Below are 23,726 nucleotides of genomic sequence, written 5' to 3'. Positions count from 1 at the left end.
TATGAGGATGAACCAGTCGGCCGTTTCGCAGGACGTCAACCACATCGCGCTGATCGGTAATTTCCTGCCGCGACAGTGCGGCATCGCGACGTTCACGACCGACACCTACCAGGCTCTCCGCGCACGCTTTCCCGACACCCAGGTCGACGTCTACGCGATGGACGATCACCCGGGGCGCTACGCCTATCCCGAGGCGGTCACCGCGGCCATACCGCAGCACGACCTCTCCGCTTACGTCGCCACCGCGCGCCGCATCGAGGAGAGTAGGGCGCAGGTGCTGTGGCTGCAGCACGAATATGGCATCTTTGGCGGCGAGGCGGGCGGTCATATCTTCGCGCTGCTCGACCGGTTGACGATCCCACTCATCGTGACGCTCCACACTGTGTTGGAGAAGCCCAGCACGTCCGAGCGTACCGTGCTGGAGGGGCTGCTGCGGCGTGCCTCGAAGGTGATCGTGATGGCCGAGCGTGGCCGCGAGATCCTCGAGCGCGTCTACGGCGCAAGCCCCAAGTCGATCGCGGTGATCCCGCACGGCGTGCCCGACCGACCATTCGCCGAGCCGGACGCGTTCAAGGCGCGCTTCGGCTGGGAAGGCAAGCGCGTGATCCTCACCTTCGGCCTCCTCGCGCCGGGCAAGGGGATCGAGACGATCGTCGAGGCGATGCCCGCGGTGGTCGAGAAGAACCCCGACGCGATGTACATCGTTCTGGGCGCGACCCATCCCAATCTGGTCGCGCACGAGGGCGAGAAGTATCGCGACTCGCTCAAGGCGCGCGCGGCCGAGCTCGGCGTCGGCGACAATGTCGCCTTCATCGACGCCTTCGTCGATCACGACGAACTGATCGACCACCTTCAGGCGGCGGATATCTACGCCACGCCGTATCTCAACCCGGCTCAGATCACGAGCGGCACGCTCAGCTACGCCGTCGGCGTCGGCAAGGCCGTGATCTCGACGCCCTACGTGCACGCCACCGAGATCCTGGCGGACGGGCACGGGGTGCTGGTCGATTTCCGCGACTCCGCCGCCTTCGCGCGCGAGATCAACAATCTTCTGGGCAGCGCCCGCAATCTCGGACGTCTGTCCTCGCGTGCCTATGCGCGTGGCCGCACGATGATCTGGCCTCGTGTAGTGGAGCAAGCAATGGACGAGATCGCGACGAGCATCGCGACCCAGCCGCGGCGCCTCCGCGGCTCCGGGGACACCGACACAAAGGTGTTGCCTCCCGAGATCGCCGCCGTCGAGCGGATGAGCGACTCGACCGGCATGTTGCAGCACTCGATCTACTCGGTGCCCGACCGCCGCCACGGCTATTGCATCGACGACAATGCGCGCGCGCTGATGCTGATGAGCGCCGTCCCCGAACTCGACGCGGCGACGCGCGACAAATGGATGACGATCTACGCCTCGTTCGTGCAATATGCCTGGAACCCCGAGGCGCGGCGCTTCCGCAACTTCATGAACTTCGACCGCACCTGGTGCGAGGACGTCGGCTCCGAGGATTCCAACGGCCGCACGCTCTGGGCACTGGGCGTCACCGCGCGCGACGCGCGCGAGTCCAAGCACCGCGACTGGGCGCGCGCGATGTTCGACTCGACCGCGACGCTCGCGCTCGAGCTGGAAAGCCCGCGCGCGCAGGCGTTCGCGATGCTCGGTGCCGCGGCGATGCTGGAGGCGTCACCGCGCCACGAACTGGCGACGCAGATCCTGCGTCGCTTCCCCGACGAGCATCTCAAGCTGCTCGACGCGGCGCGTCGGCCCGAATGGGGCTGGTTCGAGATCGTGCTCGCCTATGACAATGCGCGTCTGCCCGAGGCGATGCTTCGCGCCGGCATCGCGCTCCAGCGGCCCGACCTGATCGCGTGCGGGATCGACACGCTGGAGTGGATCGTCGCCAAGCAGACCGCGCCCGAGGGCCATTTCCGCGCGGTGGGTTCGGAAAGCTTCGGCCGTGTTTACGCCGAGCCGCTGCCGTTCGACCAGCAGCCGCTCGAGGCACAAGCCACGATCGACGCCTGCGCCGCCGCATTCGACGCTACCGGCGACGCGCGCTGGTACGACGAGGCCAAGCGTGCCTACGACTGGTATCTCGGCGTCAACGATCTCGACCTGCCGCTGGCGACGCAGCGCGACGGCGGCTGTTTCGACGGGCTGATGCCGACCGGACTCAACCGCAACCAGGGCGCCGAGTCGATCCTGGCGCTGCAAATGGCCTCGTGCGCGATTTCGGGGCTTTCAATCCGCGCCGGAAAAGTGGCAGGGACGCAGCGCGACGTCGCCTGAGCGGCGTTGCGCGCGTACCGTCGTTCACTAAGACGAGGCTGGTCCTTGGATCTGTTCAACCACCGGCTGCGTCTGCATGCCGATCCGTCGCGCGTCGTGGTGCGGCCCTTCCACATCGGTTGGATCGCCAACGCCAATGGCGTCAGCCGCTCGGAGCGGTTGATCGCCGAGGTGCTCGACATGCCCCCGCAGGAGGCGCGCGACCAGCTCGACCTCGTGCTGAAGGATTTCGAGGCGCGCCACTGGCAGACCCGCCGCGTGTTCATGACCCGCTACGACGAGATCGCGGCGGCGCACGGGCTCGACGGCAGCCGCATCAGCGACGAGAAGCGCCAGCTGATCGGCGCCTATTTCTGCCACGAGTACAGCTATGCCGCCGCGGCGCTGATGAACCCCAGCGCGGTGCCGCATCCCGATCAGAGCGGGATGGAGGACGGTGCGCAGCGCATCCTGATGAGCCTGCGCGCGGTGGGCGAGGGGCATATCTCGTCGGTCGCCTTCCGCGAGGGCATCATCACCTCGGACAATGAGCTCAAGCTCGCGCCCGAGCCACCCTTCGCCACCGCGACCGATGCGACCGGCACCGACGAGGAAGCGCCGCCGACCGGGCCGGTGACGGTCTATCGCCACCGCGACAGCACGCTGTCGGGCACGGTGATTTTCCCGATCACCGACGCGCAGTCGAAGGGGCTCGAGGACCTGCGCCTCGTCCATTTCGAGCATGACGACGGCAGCGTCGAGTGGCTCGGCACGTACACCGCCTACAATGGCGCGACGATCCAGTCCGAGCTGCTGCGCACGCGCGACTTCCGCGCCTTCGACCTCGTGCCGATGACGGGCAGCGCGGCGCGCAACAAGGGTATCGCGCTGTTCCCGCGCAAGGTGGGCGGCCAATATCTCTCGATCGGTCGGCAGGACGGCGAGAACCTCTATCTGCTCAAGACCGACGACCTCACCCACTGGGACGAGGGCGAGCTGATCCTCAAGCCGGTCTTCCCGTGGGAGTTCGTCCAGATCGGCAATTGCGGGCCGCCGATCGAGATCGACGAGGGCTGGCTGCTGCTGACCCACGGTGTCGGCGCGATGCGGAAATATTCGATCGGCGCGGCGCTGCTCGACAAGGACAATCCCGCGCGCGTGATCGGCCGCACCCGCTCGCCGATCCTCGCCGCGGCGGACCAGGACCGCGAGGGCTATGTGCCCAACGTGGTCTACACTTGCGGCGCGATGAAGCACGGCGACAAATTGTTCATGCCCTATGGCATCGCCGACAGTTCGGTCGGCTTCGCCTTCGTCTCGATCAGCGAGCTGCTCGACAAGATGTGATCGCTTGATCCTCCCCTGCAAGGGGAGGTGGCAGGCCGATGGCCTGACGGAGGGGTGACGAGGCCGGCGAGGGTCGGTGCGCCCTCCGCTGGTGACACCCCTCCGACACGCCTTCGGCGCGCCACCTCGCCTTGCAGGGGAGGATTTAAAGCCCTCACCCCACCGCAAGCCGCGTCGTCCGCCGGTACAGCCCCCAGGTCACCGCCGCGAAGAGCAGCGTCCCCGCGATCAGCGCGGTCTGCTCGTGCCCGCTCACCAGCGCGAGCGGCGAGTCGGTGCCGCTCTCGTAGACGATCCCCGCGAACACCACGTTCCACAGGCTCTCGCCCACGATCATCCCGGTCGCGGTGAGCACGCCGAGCCGCTTCGAGGCCTCGGCGTCGGCGGTGCGCTCGGCCCAGCCGTCGTAAAAATGGCCGATCAGCGCGCCGATCACCACCGTCAGCGTCGCCGACATCGGCAGATAGATGCCGAGCCCGACCCCGAGCGGCGGCAGCCGTAGCCGGCCCGCGCGCCCGAGCGCCTCGTCGAGCAGCACGAACACGCCGCCCGCCGCCGCGCCCCAGCCGATCATCGTCCAATTGAGGTCGCCGCCCAGCACGCCCTGCGCCAGCGCGGAGATCAGCGCCGCCTGCGGCGCCGCCAGCGCGTTCGGCCCCGCGCCCGGCATGCCCGCGAAGCCGAACGAGGTGTAGAGCAGCTGCATCACCGGCGGCACCACCAGCGAGCCGAAGCACACGCCGATCACCAGTGCGACCTGCTGCTTCCACGGCGTCGCACCGACCAGCTGGCCGGTCTTGAGGTCCTGCAGATTGTCGTTCGAGATGGTGGCGATGCCGAAGACGATGCCGGTGACGATCAGCGCGTAGGCGACCAGCGCCGCGGTCTCGTCCGTCGCGCCGCCGCGCCCGAACCAGCCCGCCAGCATCGCCGCCGCGGCGAGCACCGAGAGGATGCCGATACCCGACACGGGCGAGTTGGACGCGCCGATCAGCCCCGCCATATAGCCGCACACCGCCGCGATCACGAGCCCGACGACCAGCACGAACAGCAGGCTGCCGACGATCAGCAGCCACTCGCTCCCCGCCAGCGGCCCACCGCCGATCACCGAGTGGAGCAGCAGCGCGATCGGCACCAAGGTCGCCAGCGTCCCCGCTGCGACGACCCAGAAAGGCAGGTCCTGCTCCTCCACCGCCATGTCCGCGCCGCGTGCGACGCCGAGCGAGGCGCGCAGCCCCGCCGCGACGGGCGCGGCGATGCGGATCAGCGTCCAGATCGCGGCGACACCGATCACGCCCGCGCCGAAGAAGCGCACGTCGGTGCGGAACACGCCGTTGGCCCAGGCGGCGACGTCGCCCGCCTGCGGCGCCATCGCGGTGAGGATCGGCAGCACCAGCCACCAGCCGACCGCGACGCCGAGCAGGATCGCCATGCCCGCCGACAGGCCGATCAGATGCCCCGCGCCGAGCAGCGCGAAGGACAGCCCGCCGGTGACCCCGGTCGCGCCCGTGCCGACGCGGAAGAAGGTCGCCGCCTCGGCCGCGATCAGCCGTGTCTGGGTGAGGATGGCAAAAGCGGCGGAGGCGAGCGTGCTGCCGAGGATGGCGGCGAGCCCGCGCGCGCTCTCGCTGCTGCCGCTGCGGCTCTCCTCGCCGACCTTGAGCACCTCGGCGGCGGCGCGGCCTTCCGGATAAGGCAGCGGCGTGTCGACGACGAGCGCGCGGCGGAGCGGCACCGAGAACATCACGCCGAGAATGCCGCCGGTGGCGGTGATCGCGGCGGTGGTGAGGAAAGGGAAGCCCTGCCAATAGCCGATCATCACCAGCCCGGGCAGCACGAAGATGATCGCCGCCAGCGTCCCCGCGGCGGAGGCGACCGTCTGGACGATGTTGTTTTCGAGGATCGAGGCGCCGCGGAAGGCGCGCAGCACCGCCATCGAGATCACCGCGGCGGGGATCGAGGTGGCGAAGGTCAAGCCGATCTTGAGCCCGAGATACACGTTGGCGGCGGTGAACAGCAGCGTGATGACGCCGCCGAGCAGGATGCCGCGGAGGGTGAGTTCGGCGGTGGAGGCGCCAGCACGACCGAAGTCAGCGGGAGATTGGTTCATCCCGCGACCGTGGCACAGTGGGGCGGGCGATGACAGAGGCCGTGAGTTCGCTTGCCGATGCTGCAAGGATCGGGACCGTTGGCGCGCGCCATCCCCGTCCGGGAGGGAGCGGCCCTGCGCCGCTCCCTCCGCTCGCATGCCGGTCCGACCGGCTGCATCCTATCCATCCTGCCCGCGCGTTTTGTTTTGTCGAAGAAGTGCGGCGACTCGGACCCTAGCCGCGACGCGGGCCAAAAAAAAGGCCGGGCAGAGCCCGGCCGAAAAGTTTTTAGGAGAGGATGCCTGAAAGGCACGCCTTTTGTGCATCGCACCACGCCATGACGCAAGTGCAATATTCCCAATCCGAATTGCATTAACTGCAATCGACCTTCGGGATCCGGCCGTCTCGACAGCTTCGCGGCGACCGCCTAGCAAGCGGCGACGAACAGGAGGCACGAGGGATGGCGCAGGCGCTGCGAGTGGCATTGGCGGGGCTGGGGACGGTCGGCGGCGGCGTGATCCGCGTGCTCGACGAGAACCGCGAGCTGATCGCGCGTCGCGCCGGCCGGCCGATCGAAGTGGTCGCGGTCTCCGCGCGCGATCGTAGCAAGGACCGCGGCGTCGATCTCTCGCGCTTCGCCTGGGTCGACGACACCGCCGCGCTCGCCGAGGCGGATGCCGACGTCGTCGTCGAGCTGATCGGCGGCGCCGATGGTCCGGCGCTGACGCTCGCGCGCCGCGCCCTCTCGGCAGGCCGCCACGTCGTCACCGCCAACAAGGCGATGCTCGCGCATCACGGGCTCGAGCTGGCCGCGGCCGCCGAGGCGAGCGGTGCCGCGCTCAAGTTCGAGGCCGCTGTCGCCGGCGGCATTCCCGTGATCAAGGGGCTGCGCGAGGGCGCCGCCGCCAACGCGATCGCGCGTGTGTACGGCATCCTCAATGGCACGTGCAATTTCATCCTTTCCAAGATGGAGGCCGAGGGGCGCGACTTCGCCGACGTGCTCGCCGAAGCGCAGGCGCTCGGCTATGCCGAGGCCGACCCGTCGTTCGACATCGACGGCGTCGACGCCGCGCACAAGCTCTCGATCCTCGCCAGCCTCGCCTTCGGCACCGCGCCCGCCTTCGCGCAGGTCGCCGCGAGCGGGATCCGCCACCTGCTCGCCGCCGACATCGCCGAGGCTGCGGCGCTGGGCTATCGCGTCCGGCTCGTCGGTGTCGCCGAAGCCGATGGGGCGGGGCTGTTCCAGCGCGTCCACGCGCATCTTGTGCGCTTCGATCACCCACTCGCGCACGTCACCGGCGCCACCAACGCCGTGGTCGCCGAGGGCAATTTCGTCGGTCGGCTGTTGTTCCAGGGCGCCGGCGCGGGCGAGGGGCCGACCGCGAGCGCGGTGGTGGCGGACCTGATCGACATCGCACGCGGCGAGTTCGGGCCGCCGTTCGCCATGCCCGCCGCCGCGCTGACCGAGGCGGCCGCCGCGCCCAGCGGCGAACGCCGCGGCCGTGCCTATCTCCGCTTCGCCGTGGCCGACCGCGTCGGGGTGCTCGCCGAGATCGCCGCGGCGATGCGCGACGCGGGCGTGTCGATCGAGAGCCTGATCCAGCGCGGCGCGCTCGCCGACGGCAGCGTGCTGGTCGCGATCGTCACGCATGAGGGGCCGGAGCGCTGCGTCGCCGCGGCCCTCGAGCGGTTGCGCGGCTCGCAGAGCCTGCACGGCGAGCCGATGTGGATGCACCTGCTCGATTGATGGGGAGCGAAGAGGCGTCGGCTGCGCTAATCCTCTCGTCGGCCCGGGCTCGACCTGGGATCCATGGCTCCATGGACACGACGGCTGTGGCGTGCGCGGCACAATGGATTTCGGGTCTAGCCCGGAATGACGGCGAGGGCGGTCACCGTTAAGCGCGCCCACCGTCTCTCACGGCCGCACGCGCCCCGTCATGTCGGGTTCGTCGAGGTCGATCGCCACCGCATCGCGCTTCGGCTTCTTGCCGCGGAACGCGCCAACGACGTCGTGCACCAGCCGCCCCGGATCGGTCGCCTCGCCCGCTTCCTCGCAGCAGCTGCCCGGCGCGACTAGCTTCTGCACGCCGCGCACCAGCGCGGTGCCCAGACCGAACAGGTTCACGCCGGTGGTGCAGCCCCGTTGCGTCGCGCCGCACGGGCTCGCCTCCGCGCGCAGCGCGCCGAGGCCGGAGCGGTCGGGATTGACCGCGGCGGGGCCAATCGGTGCCGCCTCGGCAGGGAGCGGCAGTGACTGATCGGGTGGTGCCTCGGCGCACACCACCACCTCGCCGTCGACGCGGCCGCGCGTGCAGCGCTGATCGGCGACCGGGACCAGGATCGAGATGCGCTCCGGCGGTGCTGCGGCGGGCGCGGCGGCCTGAAGCGCGAGTAGCAGCGGTAGCATGGTCACCCAGCCTCGGCGCGACCCCCGCCGCGGTCAAGCTGCCGCGATCAGCGGTACGTCGCGCAACGACCCGCGGCAGAGGAGATGCCGGGGAGCGCGCGCCCCTCGGGCATCTGACCGGCCATGGCCACCTTGCGCAGGCCCGCGCCGCATGCCGCGCTACCAGGCACGGCATCGCGGCTCCGACCGCCGCTCCTCTCATAGGCCGACACGCTCGCCTGTGCCTGCGCCGCCGCGCGTACGATGGTCGCGTCGCTCGCGCGCTGCTGCGGCGAGCCGCACGCGGTGCCGAGCAGCGGCGCGACGAGCAGGCTGGCGTAGCGCGCGCCGGCAGACGCGCGACGCGACGCGATCACGGGTTGAGCGCGATGTCGTCGCGGTCGTCGAGCTCGTCGTCGTCGACGCTGCCGTCGTCGAACTCGTCCTGCACCTCGTCCTCGTCGACGTCGGCCTCGTCCTGCTCGGTGTCGCCGTCCTGCTCGGCGACCTCGCCGTCGACCATCTCGAGCTCGTCCTCGTTCTCGCTCTCGTCGTCCTCGCCGGTGTCGGGGTCGAGGTCGGTGATGATCGTCCCGTCGCTCGGGCCGTCGCGCGTCGCCTCGAGGATCTCGGCACGCTGGCTCTCGTCGTAGCCGTCCTCGTCATAGCCGTCGTCGCCGGGACCCTGACCGTGGATATGCTGCCCGCCCATGCCGATCTCCTCATCTACGATGCCGGGACGAACGGCAGGCGAGGGCGCGCGGTTCCGTCAGCGCGCCGCGAACAGCCGCCCGCGCTCGGTCACCAGCACGATCGCCAGCGCGGCGACGCCGGCGCACAGGAAGCCGGCGTTGAGCGGCACCGTCGTGCCGTCGAAATGCTGGCCGATCAGGGCGCCGATCGCGGCGCCCACCGTCACGCTGGTGAAGCCCTGCACGCTCGACGCGGTGCCGGCGATATGCCCCATCTTCTCCATCGCCATCGCCGAGAAGTTCGAGCTGGAGAGGCCGAAACACCCCATCGCCACCGCCTGCAACACCGCGAAGCCGACCAGCGTCTCGTGCCCGCTCAGCGCCAGCAGCAGGTGCAGCCCGGCGACGAGGATCAGAGTCACCACCGCGGCATGGCCGAGCCGACGCGTGCCGACTCGCATCACCAGCCGCGCATTGGCGAGATTGGCGACCGCCATCGTCCCCGCGGTGGTGGCGAAGATCAGCAGCAGCAGCCGCGGCCGCCCGAACACGTCCGCCATCACCTGCTGGATCGAGTTGATATAGCCGTACAGCGCGCCCATCAGCGCGGTCGCGGCGAGCGTGTAGCCGAGCGACCAGCGGTCGCTGAGCGTCAGCTTCCACCCCGCGGCGAGCCGCGCCGGTGAGAACGGATGGCGGTCCTCGGCATGGAGCGTCTCGGGCATCCGGACCGCGAACCAGGCGAGCACCAGCAACGTCGCGCCGCCGACCGCCCAGAAGATGTCGCGCCAGCCGCCGAACAGCAGGACCACCGTGCCGAAGCCGGGCGCCAGCACGGGGACGATCATGAAGACGATGAAGGTCATCGACATCACCCGCGCCATCGCGCGCCCCTCGAAACAGTCGCGCACGATCGCCACCGTCGTCACCCGCGCCGCCGCGATCGCCAGCCCGGCGACCACGCGCGCGGCGAGCAGCAGCGCGAAGCTGCCCGCCAGCGCGCAGAGCGCGTTCGCCACGGCATAGACCGCCAGCGCGGCGAGCAGCGAGCGCCGCCGCCCGAACCGGTCCGCGAGCGGGCCGTGGAGCAGCTGCCCCGCGCCGAACGCGATGAGGAAAGCGCCAATGACATATTGCCGCTCGTTCGCCCCCGGTGCGCCCAGCGCCGCGCCGATCGTCGGCAGCGCGGGCAGCATCGAGTCGATCCCCAGCGCGGTCAGCGCCATCAGCGCCGCGATCAGCGCGACGAACTCGGGCAGCGGGATCGGTGGCGCGGCGACGGGAGACGCTGGGGGCGGGGCGGGGGGCGTCGACATGGCGCGGGGCTTAGGTGGCGGTCGCCGCGCTGTCACCTCGCCGCGCGCGGGTAGCAACCCGGATCGGGAAGGTTTATTGCCCGGCGATCAACCGATTGGACCGACGTCATGCTCGATACTCCCGCCGCCGCGGTGCCCACGCTCAGCCTCGCCGACCAGGATCGCGACCCCGACGGCTTCGCCGCCGCGCTGGGCGGCTCGTTCGAGCGGTTCGGCTTCGCCATCGTCGCCGATCACGGCGTGCCGCAGGACTTGATCGAGCGCGCCTGGGCCGAGACCGCGGCGCTGTTCGCGCTGCCCGAGGAGGAGAAGCGCGGCTATCACGTCCCCGGCGCCGGCGGCGCGCGCGGCTACACGCCGTTCAAGACCGAGATCGCCAAGGACGCGAAGCACGTCGACCTGAAGGAGTTCTGGCACGTCGGGCGCGAGTTGCCGGCGGGGCACCGCTACGCCGCGGACATGCCCGCCAACGTCTGGCCGGCTAGGCCCGAGGGCTTCAAGGACACGTTCCTCGCACTGTTCGAAGCGTTCGACCGCGCCGGCGACCGGCTGCTGTCGGCGATCGCGCGCCATCTCGGGCTCGCACCGGACTGGTTCGACCCGGCGGTGCGCGACGGCAACTCGGTGCTGCGCCTGCTCCATTACCCGCCGATCCCGGCCGACGCCGAGGGCGTGCGCGCCGGCGCACACGAGGACATCAACCTGATCACTTTGCTGCTCGGCGCCGAGGAGGCGGGGCTGGAGCTGCTCGAGCGCGACAGCGGGCGCTGGCTCGCGATCAAGCCGCCGGCGGGGGCGATGGTGGTCAATGTCGGCGACATGCTGCAGCGGCTGACCAACCACGTGCTGCCCTCGACGACGCACCGCGTCGTCAACCCGCCGCCCGAGCGGCGCGGTCACTCGCGCTACTCGATGCCCTTCTTCCTGCACCCCGCGCCCGACTTCCTGATCGAGACGCTGCCGCAGACGATCAGCGCGGCGAACCCGGATCGCTACCCCACGCCGATCACCGCCAACGGCTATCTGCACGAGCGGCTGGTCGAGATCGGGCTGATCAAGAAGTAGCGAGGGCAAGAGGTCGATCATCGACGGGAAGGCGCGTCGTTCGCTTTCCGCTGGCGTCATCCTCAACTCGTTTCAGGATCCAGGGCGCCGCTTACCCAGCGGCGGCGGCGCCTGCGGGCCGGTGGATCCTGAAGCAAGTGCAGGACGACGCTGGGAGGAAAGCGTTCGATCCTGTCGCGAGTGAGCGGCGGCGAGCTCAACCGCTCGACGCTTCAACTCGCGTCTCCCCATCCTCAGGCGATCCGCTCGGGCCGCTCCGCGGCGTCGGCGGCGATCGCGCTGTCGGGCGCCATCGCCTCCCAGGGGAAAACGAACCAGTCCTTGGTCACGGCGCGATCGATCGCGCGCGCGGCATAATCGACCCGCTGCGCCGAGCCGACATTGTCGATCAGCGTGGCGAAGCGGACGCTGCCCTCCGCCGCGCCGGCGCGCGCGAGCATCGCACGCAGGTGGCCGATGGTGCGGCCCGAGTCGTTGATGTCGTCGACGAAAAGCAGCGGCTCGCCCGCGCGGGTCCGCGCCGCCAGCCGCTCGATCGCGTCGACGGCGAGCGCCTCGGACTGGGAGGAATAATCCACCGCCAGCATCGGCAGCCCGGTGGCATGGCTAAGGTAGACCGCAGGGATCAGTCCGCCGCGGCCGATGCCGATGAGGTGCGCCGGCGCCCAGTCGGCGGCGGCGAGCGAGTCGGCCAGCGCGCGGACGGCGGCGACGAGGTCGGCGTGGGTGATGGCGGTATAGGTCGGCATCGCGGGCGTGTAGCGCCGATGGCGCGCGCGAGCGAGGGGGGGATCGTAGGCGTAGCCCCTCCTCACTCGCGCCACCCCGGCGGACGCCGGGGTCCAGTTGGGAAGACTCTCGCGGGAGCCACTGAGGGCTCCCAACTGGACCACGGCGTCCGCCGGGGTGGTACTTCACAAAGAGAAGCAGCCTGTCACGCGTCACCGCCCCGATTGTTCCGCCCCTACCGCCGCAGCAATCCCCCCAGCACCCCGCGCACCACCGAGCCGAGCAGCCCACCCGACGCACCGCCGCCGCGTCGTCCGCCGCCGAGCACCGCCTTGGTCACCTCGTTCGCCACCGTCCGCCCCAGCGCCGAGGAGGCCGAGCGAGTCGCCGAGGTCATCGCGCGATTCCACGGGTCGTTGGCGCGCTCGCGTTCCTCGGCGCGCTGGCTGCGTTCGGCCTCGCGCTGCGCCGCGACCCGCTCGCGCGCCTGCCGCGCCTCCTCCTTGGCCTGGAGCGCGGCGGCCTTGCTCGCCTCGTCCTGCGCCGTCGCGGCGGCGCGCGCCGCGGCGGCCTCCTGCGTCTTGGCCGAGAGCAGCTCCTCCGCCGACTCGCGGTTCACCAGCGTGTCGTAGCGGTCGCCGATCGCGTCGGTGGCGAGCAGCACCTTGCGCTCCTCGGGCGTCACCGGCCCGACGCGGCTCGCCGGCGGCCGTACCAGCGTTCGCTCGACCGGGCTGGGTGAGCCGTCGGCCTGGAGCAGCGACACCAGCGCCTCGCCCGTCTTGAGCTCCGTGATCGCCGCCGCGACATCGATCCCGGGATTGGCGCGGAAGGTCTGCGCCGCCGCCTGCACCGCCTTCTGGTCACGCGGGGTGAAGGCGTTGAGCTTGTGCTGCACGCGGTTGCCGAGCTGGCCCGCGACCTTGTCGGGGATGTCGATCGGATTCTGCGTGATGAAATAGACGCCCACGCCCTTGGAGCGGATCAGCCGCACCACCTGCTCGATCTTGTCGAGCAGCGCGTCGGGCGCGTCGTCGAAGAGCAGATGAGCCTCGTCGAAGAAGAAGCACAATTTGGGTATGTCGAGATCCCCCACCTCGGGCAGCTGCTCGAACAATTCGCTCAGCAGCCACAGCAGGAAGGTGGAGTAGAGCCGCGGCGCCGCCATCAATTTGTCGGCGGCGAGCACGTTGACGAGGCCCTGGCCCTGGTCGTCGTGGCCGAGCAGGTCGCCCAGCTCGAGCGCGGGTTCGCCGAAGAAATGCGTCGCGCCCTGGCTGCGCAGCTGGAGCAACGAGCGCTGGATCGCGCCGACCGACTGTTTGGAAACATTGCCCCAGCGCGCCGTCAGCTCCTGGGCGCGCTCGGCGCAATGCGCCAGCACCGCCTGGAGATCGTCGAGGTCGAGCAGCAGTAGATGCTCCTCGTCGGCGAGCTGGAAGGCGATCGTCAGCACGCCCTCCTGCACCTCGTTGAGCCCCATCAGCCGCGCGAGCAGCAGCGGCCCCATCTCGCTCACCGTGGTGCGCACCGGATGGCCCTGCTCGCCGAACAGGTCCCAGAACTGCACCGGACAGGCGGCGTAGGACCAGTCGGTCAGCCCGATCTCGGCGGCGCGCGCGGCGAAGGCGGCGTGAGTCTTGGCGGTCGCCGCGCCGGGCATGGCGAGGCCGGAGAGATCGCCCTTCACGTCGGCGACGAAGCAGGCGACGCCGGCGCGCGAGAAGCCCTCGACGATGCCCTGCAGCGTGACGGTCTTGCCGGTGCCGGTCGCGCCCGCGATCAGGCCGTGCCGATTGGCGCGCGCGAGCTGGAGCCACTGCGGCTGCGCGCCGCCCGCGTTCGCGCCGATGAAGATGCCGTCCGCCAAGGTCGTCGCTCCTGCCGCTGTTGCCGCTCACCTATGTCATAGGACGCGGCGCGGACGGCGTCACGGGGGGAGGCGTTGTCCGATCTGGGGCGAGCGTGGCGACCTGATCGTATCGTCGCATTTCACACAGCAAAGCGTCACCGGCACACAGCGTTCAGCGCGCCTCCTACTTCGTTATCCCCGCGAAGGCGGGGATCCAGAAACGCGGACGTCCGCGACAAAGCCGAGAAGTTGACGCGTCTGGATTCCCGCCGTCGCGGGAATGACCGCCGGGGCGGGGGTGCAAGGCGTAGACATGGGCGGTGCAATGAAGCGGGCGCCCGAATTGAGAGTGCTGCGGCAATCCTCGCGCCGGCGCGTGACGCATGTCGGCGACACAAAGGCCTGTCGTCGTCCCGCCCTCCTCGTCCGCGAACACGAGAAGGGCCGCCGCACCCTTCGGCGCGGCGGCCCTTCTACCCTGCCGGTCAGGCCCGGCCTACTTGATCTTCACCGCCACGAAGCCGCCGACCTGGCGCCCGCGGGTGACATTAAGCAGCACCTGCGGCCGCCCCGCCGCCTTCGCCGCCGCCACGACGCGCGCGACCTCGGCCGCGCTGCGCACCGGCTGCGAGTTGACCGAGGAGATCACGTCGCCGCGGCGCAGCTTCTGTGCCGCGTCGCTCGACGGGTCGGTCGCCGCGACCACCACGCCCTGCACGGTCGAGTCGACCCCGATCGAGCGCGCGATCTGCGGGGTCAGCGGCTGCACCGTGATGCCGAGCGAGCTCGACGCCGGCGCGGTCTGCTGGCCATCGTCGTCGCCGCCGAAGCTGTCGTCGTCGTCACCGCCGCCGCCGGTCAGCGCCGCCATCTGGTCCTCGGACGGGCGCGTCCCCACGGTGGCATTGAGCGACTGGCGCTTGCCGTCGCGAATGACGTCGAGCTTGATCGTCGAGCCCGGCGCGGCGTTGGCGACGAGGTAGGAGAGGGTCTTCTCCGGTGTCACCGCCTGGCCGTTGATCGCGGTCACGACGTCGCCCGCGCGCAGCCCCGCCTTGGCGCCGGGGCCACCCGGCTCGACGCGGCCGACGATCTCGCCGGAGTCCTTCGGCAGGCCGAGCGCCGAGGCCATGTCGGCGTTGACCGCCTGGATGCTGACGCCGAGATAGCCGCGCTTGATCGCCTGGCCCTTCACCAGCGTGTCGATGATCGGCTTGGCCTCGGTCGTCGGGATGGCGAAGCCGATGCCGATATTGCCGCCCGACTGCGAGTAGATCTGGCTGTTGATGCCGATCACCTCGCCGTTGAGGTTGAACATCGGGCCGCCGGAATTGCCCTGGTTGATCGCGGCATCGGTCTGGATGAACGTGTCGAACGGACCGCCCCCGGTGGCGCGGTGCACCGCCGAGACGATCCCCGCGGTCACGGTGCCACCGAGGCCGAACGGCTGGCCGATCGCCACCACCCAGTCGCCGACCCGCGCGCGGCTCGAGTCGCCCAGGCGGACGAACGGCAGCGGCGTCGGCGAGGTGATCTTGAGCACCGCGAGATCGCTGGTCGGGTCGCGGCCGACGAGCTTGGCGGTATATTCCTTGCGGTCCTGCAAGGTCACCGTGATCGACTCCACCGTGGCGCCGCGCGAGGCCGGAGCGATCACGTGGTTGTTGGTCACGACATAGCCGTCGGCCGAGATCAGGAAGCCTGAGCCGAGCGAGGTGCCCTCGCGCGTCACCGGCGCGCCGCCGCCGCCACCGCCGAACTGGCCGAACAGGTCGCCGAACGGCGTGCCCGCGAACGGGTTGGCCGATTGCTGGACGGTCACCTTCTGCGTTGTCGAGATGTTGACCACCGCCGGCTGCAACTTCGCCACGAGATCGGCGAAGCTCATCGGCGCGCCCGCGCGCGGAGCGGAGGCGCTGATCGCGCCCGGCTCGTTCTGCGCGACCTGCGCGGTCGCGGGGTTCTGCAGCGTCAGCGACGCCGCGGTGCCGCCGAGGAGAAGGGCGCCGGTGAGGGCGTAGGCGTAACGCACTTTCTTCATGTCCTCTGAATCACCCTGTCGAATAAAGCGGGAACGCCACGTCCTGTGCCGAACAAGCGATGAACGTCGATTGAATATGAACGCGCGACATCGCCGCGGGTTCTATCGCCGCCCGCCCTCGAACTCGCGCAGATAGCCGTTGTTCGGGCTCATGATGATGTTGGTGCTGCCCTCGGGCGGCTGGCCGCCGTCCGCACCGAAGGTGTGGCGGTAGCTCTGCATGGCGCGGTAGAAATCGTAGAAGTCCGCGTCCTTGCTGAAGGCGTCGGCATAGATCCGCGCCGCCTGCGCGTCGGCCTCGGCACGGACGATCTGCGCCTGCTTCTGCCCCTGCGCGCGGATCGTGTTGGCCTCCTGCTGGCGCGCGGTGCGCATGCGTTGGAGCGCGCTCTCCAGCGGGCTGCCGTCGGGCAGGTCGGCGTGCTTGATCCGCACGTCGACGATCTCGGCGCCGTACTGCTTGGCCGAGCGGCCGAGCGATTCCTGGATCTCGTCCATCACGCGCCCGCGCTCGGGGCTGAGCAGGGTCGCGAACGGCACCTTGCCGAGCTCGTTGCGCAGCGCGGTGCCGAGCAGCGGACGGAGCTGGTCGGCAACCCGCTCCTCCGTGTTCGAGGTGCTGCCGGTCGAGGTCACGGCGCGCAGCGGGTCGACGATGCGGAAGCGCGCGAAGGCGTCGACGTTGAGCCGCAGCTGGTCGGTCGAGAGCACCAACGTGTTGTCGAGATCGGCGTCGAGCACGCGCTTGTCGACCCAGACGATCTTGTCGACGAAGGGGATGCGCGCGATCACGCCGGCGCCGGTGCGGCCGATCGACTGGCCCGGCTGCCACTGGTTGATCAGGCGCACCGGATTGTTGAGCCGAAGCACCACCGCCTGCTGCGTCTCGGGGACGATCGCGAAGGTCGCCGCGGCGACGATCACCAGCGCCAGCGCGAGCAGGCCGGCGGCGACGGGATTGCGGAGCCAGACGGGCATCAGCGCGCCCCCCCGCTGCTCGGCTGCGCCGGGGCGGTGCCGGACGAGGTCGCGTTCGGCTCCTGCAAGCGGCGGCCGCGGTCGAGCGGCAGATACGGCGTCACGCCTGGGGTCTCGACGATCGTCTTGTCGGTCTTGGCCAGCACGGCCTCCATCGTCTCGTAATACATGCGGCGGCGAGTCACCTCGGGGGCGAGGCGATACTGCTCGTACACCTGGTCGAACGCCGAGGCCTCGCCCTGCGCGCGCGCGATCACCTGCTGCGAGTAGGAGCGCGCGTTGTTGAGGTTGCCCACCGCCTCCTGCTGCGCCGCGGTCACCGCGTTGAAGTCGTCGGCGAGCTGCGACGGCGGCGCGGCCTGCTTGATCGACACGCCCTGGACCTGCACGCCCGCCTGGTAGCTGGTGAGGATCTGCTGCATCGTCTCGGCGACGCGCGCCTCGATCTCGGTCCGCCCCGCGCCGATCGCCTGGTTGAGCGTGGTGGTGGCCAGCACCGAGCGCATCGCGCTCTCCGCGGTGGCGCGCACGGTCTCCTGCGGGTCCTTGATCTCGAACACGTAGTTGCGCGCGTCCGAGACGCGCCAGCGCACCGTATAGGCGAGATCGATGATGTTCTGGTCACCGGTCAGCACCGTCTCACCGCCATCGCGCGGGAACTCGTCGGTGCGAACCTGCTCGACGTCCACCTTGGTGACGTTGACGATCGGCGCGGGCAGGGTGACGCGGATGCCCGGCTCGAGCATCCCCGAGTAACGCCCGAAATAGGTGACCACGCCGCGCTGCTGCGGCCCGATCTGGTGGATCGAGGTGAGCACCAGCCAGATCGCCACCAGCACGGCCACGCCGAGCAGCCACAGCATCCGCGCGTTGGCGCCGAGCGGCAGCTGCGGCCCGCCGCCGCCCTCGCCGCCACCACCGCCACCGCCGCCGCGCGCGCGGCGGATGAATTCGTCGAGCGCGGTCGGCTTGGCGCCGCCGCGCTTCGCGCCGGGCGGTACCGACCAAGGGTTGCGCGGACCGACATTGTCGTCGTTCCCCCAGGGTCCGTTACTCTGTGCGGCGAGGGGAATGGGGCGCCGAAGCCAGCGTCGCGAGATGATCATCCCGCCTTTATAAGTGCGGATCGGCCGAAAAACAGTGGCAAGCCGCGACACGAGGCGTAACGGATCATGTCCATGGACGAGAATGAGGTCAGGCAGGCGGTCCGCGCGGTCGCGGGCGAGCGCGCGACGGTGCGGGTCGAAGGACAGCGGATCGGCGTGGTGATCGACGCCAGCGGGCTCGACGCGCCGGCGCGCGACGCGCTGGAGGCGGCGGTGCGCATGGCGGCGGCGCGGCCGGGCCGTGAGGTGCGCACCGTGGTCACCGCGGAGCGGGCGCAGCGTCGGCTGGTCGCGGTGGCGAGCGGCAAGGGCGGGGTGGGCAAGTCGACGCTCTCGGCCAATCTCGCGATCGCGCTGGCCCGGGCGGGGCGGCGGACGGGGCTGGTCGACGCGGACATCTACGGCCCATCGCAGCCGCGGCTGATGGCGGTGGAGGGCACCCGACCCGAGGCGCGCGACAAGGTGCTGCTGCCGGTGGCGACGCCGTACGGCGTGCCGCTGCTGTCGATGGGGCAGTTGGTCGAGCCCGGCCGCGCGATCGCGTGGCGCGGGCCGATGACCGCGGGCGCGCTGGGGCAGCTGGTGGACGCCGACTGGGGGCTCACCGACACGCTGGTGGTCGACCTGCCGCCCGGGACCGGCGACGTCCAGCTTACCATGGTGCAGAAGCATCGCCCCGCCGGCGCGGTGATCGTCTCCACGCCGCAGGACCTCGCGCTGATCGACGCGCGGCGCGCGATCGACCTCTTCCAGAAGGCGGGCGTGCCGATCATCGGGCTGGTCGAGAACATGGCCGGCTATGCCTGCCCGCATTGCGGCGAGTTGTCCGACCCGTTCGGTCGCGGCGGCGCCGAGGCGGCGGCGCGCGAGGCGGGAATCGCGTTCCTGGGTCGCGTGCCACTCGACTTCGCGATCCGAGTCGCCTCCGACGCGGGCGAGCCCCCGGCGGCGCGCGACGACGACCGCGTCTTCGCGCCGATCGCGGCGCAGGTGGCGGCGTGGCTGAGGGGGAGCTGAGCGAGGTTTGTCCGGATCACGGGATCGGTCCGGCCCCACTCGACCGGCGCGCAACCCGCGCCCGAGCCGCTCGTTCGTTCACCGACGCGCGCCATGCGCGCCGCGACGAAGGAGAGCGCCGATGCCGCTGACCGCAGACGACGACATCCGCGAGTTGCTGGAGCAGACCCGCACGATCGCGCTGGTCGGCGCGTCGGACCGGCCGGACCGCCCCTCCAACGGCGTGATGAAGACGCTCCAGGCGCACGGTTACCGCGTCATCCCGGTCAACCCGCAGCTCACCGGCGAGCATATTCACGGCGAGTTCGTCTTCCGCGAGCTCGCGCAGCTCGGCGACCCGATCGACATGGTCGACATCTTCCGCCGCTCCTCGGCGGCAGGGGAGGTCGTCGACCAGGCGATCGCGATCGGCGCAAAGTCGGTGTGGCTCCAGCTCGGCGTGATCGATCAGGCCGCCGCCGCGCGCGCCGAGGCAGCCGGGCTGAAGGTGGTCATGGACCGTTGCCCCGCGATCGAGCTGCCGCGGCTGGGCGTGGCGCGGCTGGGCGGCCGTGCCGCGGCAGACTAGGTTGCTCCCGTCGCAACTCGGCCAGGTGACCGAGTCGATGAACAGAAGGGGAAGCATATGGTCCCGGCACTCCTGCTCCTCGCCGCTGCTCAGGCCGCCGATCCAGCGCCCGGCTCCCTGCTCAGCACCGCACGCCACCGGCTCTCACCCGAGCCGACCGAACCGGTCGACCGCGCGGCGCGCTTTCGCGTTCAAAGCGACGCGAGCGTCGAGGACGGCAAGACGCGCGCGCTCAACACGACCGGTGGCCAATGCCAGGTGGTCGGCGCGCGGATGTGCACCAGGAGCCCGCGCACCTTGCTGAGAACGCCGCTGGGTCAGTGAGCCACCGTGCCGGGTCGCCACCCGGCTGGCGCACCGCGGAGGCATCCGCGACGCTTCCCTCCTGGTCGTTGCGTCTGTTACGGCTCGGCGCACGAGAGGGAGGGTTCATGTCCACATTGTTCCGGCGCAAGCCGGTCGCGATCGATCACCGCGGCGGCACCGTGCTCGCGCGCACCTTGTCCTGGCCGCACCTCGTCGCGCTCGGCGTCGGCGCGATCGTCGGCACCGGCATCCTGACCTTGATCGGCGTCGGCGCCGAGCGCGCCGGGCCGGCGGTGATCCTCTCCTTCGTCATCGCCGGCGCGATCTGCGCCTGCGCGGCGCTCGCTTACGCCGAGATGGCGACGATGATCCCCGCCTCGGGCAGCGCCTATACCTACAGCTATGTCGTGCTGGGCGAGGTGATCGCCTGGGTGATCGGCTGGTCGCTGATCCTCGAATATTCCCTGGTGGTGTCGACCGTGGCGGTGGGCTGGTCGGGCTATGCCTCGGCGCTGCTCACCCCGCTCGGCTTCCCCGCCGCGCTCACCCAGGGGCCGGAGCTCGGCGGCGTGGTCAACCTGCCCGCGGTCTTCATCATCGCGGTGGTCGCTGGGCTGCTGTCGCTCGGCACCAAGGAGAGCGCGACGCTCAACGCGGTGCTGGTCGGGATCAAGCTGGTCGCGCTCGCGGTGTTCGTCGCAGTGGCGATGCCGCATTTCGACGCCGCCAATCTCGAGCCGTTCATGCCCTACGGCTTCGCCAAGTCGGTGAGCGCTGACGGCGGCGAGCGCGGCGTGATGGCGGCGGCGGCGATCATCTTCTTCGCCTTCTACGGCTTCGACGCCATCTCCACCGCGGCGGAGGAGACCAAGAACCCGGGGCGTGACCTGTCGATCGGCATCGTCGGCTCGATGCTGGCATGCGTCGTGATCTACATGGGCGTGGCGGTCGCGGCGGTGGGCGCGCTGCACTTCACGCGCTTCGCCGACTCGCCCGAGCCGCTCGCTCTGATCCTGCGCGGGATCGGCCGCCCCGGCTTCGCCACCTTCCTCGCCGCGAGCGCGGTGATCGCGCTGCCGACGGTGCTGCTCGGCTTCCTATTCGGGCAGAGCCGCATCTTCTTCGTGATGGCGCGCGACGGGCTGCTGCCGCAGGCGCTCGCCAAGGTGTCGAGGCGCGGTACGCCGGTGCGGATCACCATGCTGACCGCGGTGCTGGTCGCGGTGATCGCGGGAGTGATGCCGATCGACGCCATCGCCGCGCTCGCCAACGCGGGGACGCTCGCCGCCTTCGTCGCGGTGTGCGTGTGCATGCTGGTGATGCGGCGACGCGCGCCCGAGGCGGAGCGGCGCTTCCGTACGCCCGCCGCGCCGCTGGTGGGCGCGATCGGAGTGCTGGGCTGCGCCTATCTGTTCTTCAGCCTGCCGCAGCGGACGCAGCTGTACTTCCTACTGTGGAATCTGTTCGGGCTGGCGGTCTATCTGCTGTGGGGACGCCGCCGCGCGGCGATCGCAGCGGCGGTGTAGCGTAGTTCACGCGAAGCCGCGACGACGCGAAGAAGGGCGATAAGCGGAGGCTCCTAACCACTGCTGTTCCCCGGCGAAGGCCGGGCCCAGCTGGGGAACGCTGGCGAAACACACCGCCGCTCTCCCGACGGGGCCCCGGTTTGCGCCGGGGCACGCCACCCTGATCTCGGCGCGAGCAGCTCCCATGTCACTCGGCATACTGCACGCCGTGGCGTGAGCCCCTTTCCTCACATCCCCGCAGCGCCCGAGCCGCCCTGCAACTTGGTCGCCTCCGCGATGTGACGCTTGACGATCGGCACCGCCGCCTTGGCCGAGGCCTTGAGCGGCGCCTTGTCGCCACCCGAGGCATAGCTCTGGTGCAGGTCGAGCGCGGCCTGGTGCGCGGGCAGCTGCTGGCCGAGATACAGCCGGTCGATGTCAGCGGGCGAGGCTGCCTGCAACTCGTTGATCGAGGCGGTCGCGCCCGGGTCGAGCGCGGGCGGCGGCGGGTTGAGCCCGGCCTTCTGCGCCGCCTTCACCGTCGCCGCGGTGGTCTTCTGATGATGGTCGATCATCATCTGCGCGAACTTCTTCACGCCCGCGTTCTGCGACTTCTGCAACACGATCTGGCTCGAGTTGATCTCGTACAGGTCGCTCTTGCCCGCCGCCGCGACATAGGCGTCGGCGGTCGTCTTCGCCTCGGCCGGCGGCGGCGGCGGCGGTGTCTGCGCGCTGGCGATCACCGGCGCGGCGAACAAGGCGGCGCCGAGCAGCAGGCGGGTAGTAGCCATCATCATCGTCTCTCCCACGTCCAACTCCCGCGAGAGCGGTGGGCGCGTGGCAAAGTTCCGTTGCGATCCAGTAACTTGCTCTCGATCAGCTAGTTCGATCGCGGGTCTCGGGCATGGCCAGGGCGTAGAGCGCGAGGCCGCCGCCCGCGATCGCCGCGAGCGTGAGGAAGGTCGGCGCATAGCCCGCGCCGACGATGATCGTCCCCGCCAGCGTCGCGCTCAGCGCCGCGCCGAGCCCCTGCGCGGTCGCCACCGCACCCTGCGCGACGTTGAAGCGCCCGCTGCCGCGCGTCAGGTCGGCGATGACGATCGGGAAGAGCGCGCCGAAGATCCCCGCGCCGACGCCATCGAGCGCCTGTACCGCCACCAGCCACCACGGATCGTTCGACACGGTGTAGAGCGCCCCGCGCGCCGCCAGCACCGCGAAGCCCGCGAGGAACAGCGGCTTGCGTCCCCATGCGTCGGCCTTGCGTCCGACCAGCAGGGCCATCGGCACCATCACCAGCTGTGCCGCGACGATGCAGGCGGCGGTGAGCGAGGTCGCCTGGTCCTTTCCCACGGTGCGCGCGAGCAGCTGGCTCACCGAGGTCAGCATCGCGGCATTGGCGAGGTGGAACAGGAAAGCGAGCGCGGCGAACAGCAGCAGCGCCCTCTGCTCGAGCAGCACGCGCCAGCCGGGCGACGGGTCACAGTCGGCGTCGGGCGCGTCGGGCGCGCAGTCGAGCCCGCGGGCGACCTCGTCGTCGATCTGGCGCGGGTCGATGCGCAGCGCGGCGAAGACGCTCGCCACGGTCAGCCCTGCCATCAGGTAGAAGACCACGACCGGCCCGAAGCGCCACGCCAGCACCCCCGCCAGCGCGGCCGAGACCGCGTTGCCGGCATGGTTGAACGCCTCGTTGCGCCCGACTCGCGCGGAGAAAGCGCGCGCGCCGAACAGGCCCAGCGTGATCGCGGCGATCGCCGGCGCGAACAGCGCGCCCGCCGCGGCGGCGAGCGACTGGGTCACCACCACCGGGCCGAAGCCGTGGACGAAGGGGAGCGACACGCTGCCGAGCGTCACCACCAGCGCGGCGGCGATGACGATCGCGGGCTTGCGTGTCGAGCGGTCGATCAGCCAGCCCGCCGGGGTCTGCGCGAGCAGGCCGACGATCCCGGCGATGGTGAGCACCAGCCCGGCGGTAGCCTCGTTCCACCCGTGCGTCGGCCCGCGCACCGCGACGAGGTAGATGGCGAGATACGGCCCGAGCCCGTCGCGCACGTCGGCGAGGAAGAAGTTGAGCGCGTCCAGCGCGCGCCCCGGCGGGTGCGGTGCAGCCGCCGGCGGCGCCGGGCGGGTGGGGGCGAGCGTGGCCATGCGACGGATGCTCCGCGGGAGGGTTCGCGGGCAACGTTCTGTCACGAAGCACGATCCGGCGCGGGGCGGGCTTGCGCCAGGTTAGGAGATGGAAGTGGTTGAGAAGGGGCGCAAGTATTTTTCGCGGCGGCGCCCGATGTCATCAACCTACGTCGCGGCGGCATCAATGTCGGCCTGAGGCTGGTACGATGAGGCGGCAAGGGTGCGACTGGCGCGGCTTGGTCCGCCCCTCATTCTAGCGTCATCCTGAACCCGTTTCAGGATCCACCCGTCCGCTTGCGCCGCCGGCGCCGTGCATGCGGCACAGTGGATCCTGAAACGAG

The 23,726-nt window shown here is 70.5% G+C and carries 20 protein-coding genes; 8 read left to right on the top strand and 12 right to left on the bottom strand.

The annotated features are described in order from the left end of the window. The first annotated feature begins 7 nt into the window (after nt 1-7). Both KZ820_RS04550 and KZ820_RS04545 read left to right on the top strand, forming a co-directional pair. The gene (locus KZ820_RS04550; RefSeq protein ID WP_219747441.1) at nt 8-2,281 is read left to right on the top strand and encodes a glycosyltransferase family 4 protein; all 2,274 of its coding nucleotides are present in this window, start codon (nt 8-10) and stop codon (nt 2,279-2,281) included. 45 nt (nt 2,282-2,326) lie between these two features. Continuing rightward, nucleotides 2,327-3,607 (top strand): glycoside hydrolase family 130 protein, encoded by a 1,281-nt coding sequence (locus tag KZ820_RS04545; protein ID WP_219747440.1) that lies wholly within the window; start codon nt 2,327-2,329, stop codon nt 3,605-3,607. Between the two features lie 154 nt (nt 3,608-3,761). Here KZ820_RS04545 and KZ820_RS04540 read toward each other — a convergent pair whose 3' ends face one another. Continuing rightward, nucleotides 3,762-5,717, bottom strand: a complete 1,956-nt coding sequence (locus tag KZ820_RS04540) for an OPT family oligopeptide transporter (RefSeq protein WP_219747439.1) — start codon at nt 5,715-5,717, stop codon at nt 3,762-3,764. A gap of 440 nt (nt 5,718-6,157) precedes the next feature. Between KZ820_RS04540 and KZ820_RS04535 the strand changes: the two genes are divergently transcribed. Continuing rightward, the gene (locus KZ820_RS04535) at nt 6,158-7,444 is read left to right on the top strand and encodes a homoserine dehydrogenase (protein WP_219747438.1); all 1,287 of its coding nucleotides are present in this window, start codon (nt 6,158-6,160) and stop codon (nt 7,442-7,444) included. 168 nt (nt 7,445-7,612) lie between these two features. On the opposite strand, the gene KZ820_RS04530 is transcribed toward KZ820_RS04535, so the two are convergent. The 4 genes from KZ820_RS04530 to KZ820_RS04515 are packed head-to-tail and all read right to left on the bottom strand — an operon-like array spanning nt 7,613 to nt 10,091. After that, the gene (locus KZ820_RS04530) at nt 7,613-8,110 is read right to left on the bottom strand and encodes a hypothetical protein (protein ID WP_219747437.1); all 498 of its coding nucleotides are present in this window, start codon (nt 8,108-8,110) and stop codon (nt 7,613-7,615) included. A 41-nt stretch (nt 8,111-8,151) separates the two neighbouring features. After that, nucleotides 8,152-8,460, bottom strand: a complete 309-nt coding sequence (locus tag KZ820_RS04525) for a hypothetical protein (RefSeq protein WP_219747436.1) — start codon at nt 8,458-8,460, stop codon at nt 8,152-8,154. Beyond that, a complete protein-coding gene (locus KZ820_RS04520; RefSeq protein WP_219747435.1) occupies nt 8,457-8,795 on the bottom strand; it encodes a DNA primase in 339 nt (112 codons plus the stop codon). Before KZ820_RS04520 ends, KZ820_RS04525 begins: the two co-directional genes overlap by 4 nt. A gap of 57 nt (nt 8,796-8,852) precedes the next feature. Next, the gene (locus tag KZ820_RS04515) at nt 8,853-10,091 is read right to left on the bottom strand and encodes a multidrug effflux MFS transporter (protein ID WP_219747434.1); all 1,239 of its coding nucleotides are present in this window, start codon (nt 10,089-10,091) and stop codon (nt 8,853-8,855) included. A gap of 108 nt (nt 10,092-10,199) precedes the next feature. On the opposite strand from KZ820_RS04515, the gene KZ820_RS04510 reads away from it, so the two are divergent. Next, entirely contained in the window at nt 10,200-11,156 is a 957-nt protein-coding gene (locus tag KZ820_RS04510; protein ID WP_219747433.1) for an isopenicillin N synthase family dioxygenase, read from the top strand. Nucleotides 11,157-11,389: 233 nt separating this feature from the next. Here KZ820_RS04510 and KZ820_RS04505 read toward each other — a convergent pair whose 3' ends face one another. From KZ820_RS04505 to hflK, 5 genes are all read right to left on the bottom strand, one after another. After that, nucleotides 11,390-11,905, bottom strand: a complete 516-nt coding sequence (locus tag KZ820_RS04505) for a phosphoribosyltransferase (protein ID WP_219747432.1) — start codon at nt 11,903-11,905, stop codon at nt 11,390-11,392. Between the two features lie 215 nt (nt 11,906-12,120). Next, nucleotides 12,121-13,755: a helicase HerA-like domain-containing protein gene (locus KZ820_RS04500; RefSeq protein ID WP_219747431.1), complete on the bottom strand. Its 1,635-nt coding sequence runs from the start codon at nt 13,753-13,755 to the stop codon at nt 12,121-12,123. Nucleotides 13,756-14,233: 478 nt separating this feature from the next. Then, nucleotides 14,234-15,769 carry a Do family serine endopeptidase gene (locus KZ820_RS04495; RefSeq protein WP_219748101.1) on the bottom strand — a complete coding sequence of 512 codons (1,536 nt, stop codon included), beginning with the start codon at nt 15,767-15,769 and terminating at the stop codon, nt 14,234-14,236. 111 nt (nt 15,770-15,880) lie between these two features. Then, nucleotides 15,881-16,756: a protease modulator HflC gene (hflC, locus tag KZ820_RS04490; RefSeq protein ID WP_219747430.1), complete on the bottom strand. Its 876-nt coding sequence runs from the start codon at nt 16,754-16,756 to the stop codon at nt 15,881-15,883. Beyond that, on the bottom strand, nt 16,756-17,862 hold the full coding sequence (gene hflK / locus KZ820_RS04485; protein ID WP_219747429.1) for a protease modulator HflK: 1,107 nt from the start codon (nt 17,860-17,862) through the stop codon (nt 16,756-16,758). The genes hflC and hflK overlap by 1 nt, the downstream gene beginning before the upstream one ends. A gap of 66 nt (nt 17,863-17,928) precedes the next feature. Between hflK and KZ820_RS04480 the strand changes: the two genes are divergently transcribed. The 4 genes from KZ820_RS04480 (at nt 17,929) to KZ820_RS04465 (ending at nt 21,279) form a co-directional block, all read left to right on the top strand. Next, on the top strand, nt 17,929-18,879 hold the full coding sequence (locus KZ820_RS04480; protein ID WP_219747428.1) for an Mrp/NBP35 family ATP-binding protein: 951 nt from the start codon (nt 17,929-17,931) through the stop codon (nt 18,877-18,879). Nucleotides 18,880-19,000: 121 nt separating this feature from the next. Next, a complete protein-coding gene (locus KZ820_RS04475) occupies nt 19,001-19,447 on the top strand; it encodes a CoA-binding protein (RefSeq protein ID WP_219747427.1) in 447 nt (148 codons plus the stop codon). A gap of 57 nt (nt 19,448-19,504) precedes the next feature. Further along, nucleotides 19,505-19,771 carry a hypothetical protein gene (locus KZ820_RS04470; RefSeq protein WP_219747426.1) on the top strand — a complete coding sequence of 89 codons (267 nt, stop codon included), beginning with the start codon at nt 19,505-19,507 and terminating at the stop codon, nt 19,769-19,771. Between the two features lie 107 nt (nt 19,772-19,878). After that, entirely contained in the window at nt 19,879-21,279 is a 1,401-nt protein-coding gene (locus KZ820_RS04465; protein WP_219747425.1) for an amino acid permease, read from the top strand. Between the two features lie 227 nt (nt 21,280-21,506). Here the strand turns inward: KZ820_RS04465 and KZ820_RS04460 are convergent, their stop codons facing one another. Both KZ820_RS04460 and KZ820_RS04455 read right to left on the bottom strand, forming a co-directional pair. Beyond that, nucleotides 21,507-22,055, bottom strand: a complete 549-nt coding sequence (locus tag KZ820_RS04460; protein ID WP_258047728.1) for a DUF4142 domain-containing protein — start codon at nt 22,053-22,055, stop codon at nt 21,507-21,509. A 79-nt stretch (nt 22,056-22,134) separates the two neighbouring features. After that, the gene (locus KZ820_RS04455; RefSeq protein WP_219747424.1) at nt 22,135-23,403 is read right to left on the bottom strand and encodes an MFS transporter; all 1,269 of its coding nucleotides are present in this window, start codon (nt 23,401-23,403) and stop codon (nt 22,135-22,137) included. Nucleotides 23,404-23,726 lie beyond the last annotated feature (323 nt).

Source organism: Sphingomonas citri, assembly GCF_019429485.1.
Taxonomy (GTDB): Bacteria; Pseudomonadota; Alphaproteobacteria; order Sphingomonadales; family Sphingomonadaceae; genus Sphingomonas; species Sphingomonas citri.
The sequence above is the reverse complement of the archived record's forward strand: the minus strand, read 5'-3'. Positions and strand labels throughout refer to the sequence as shown.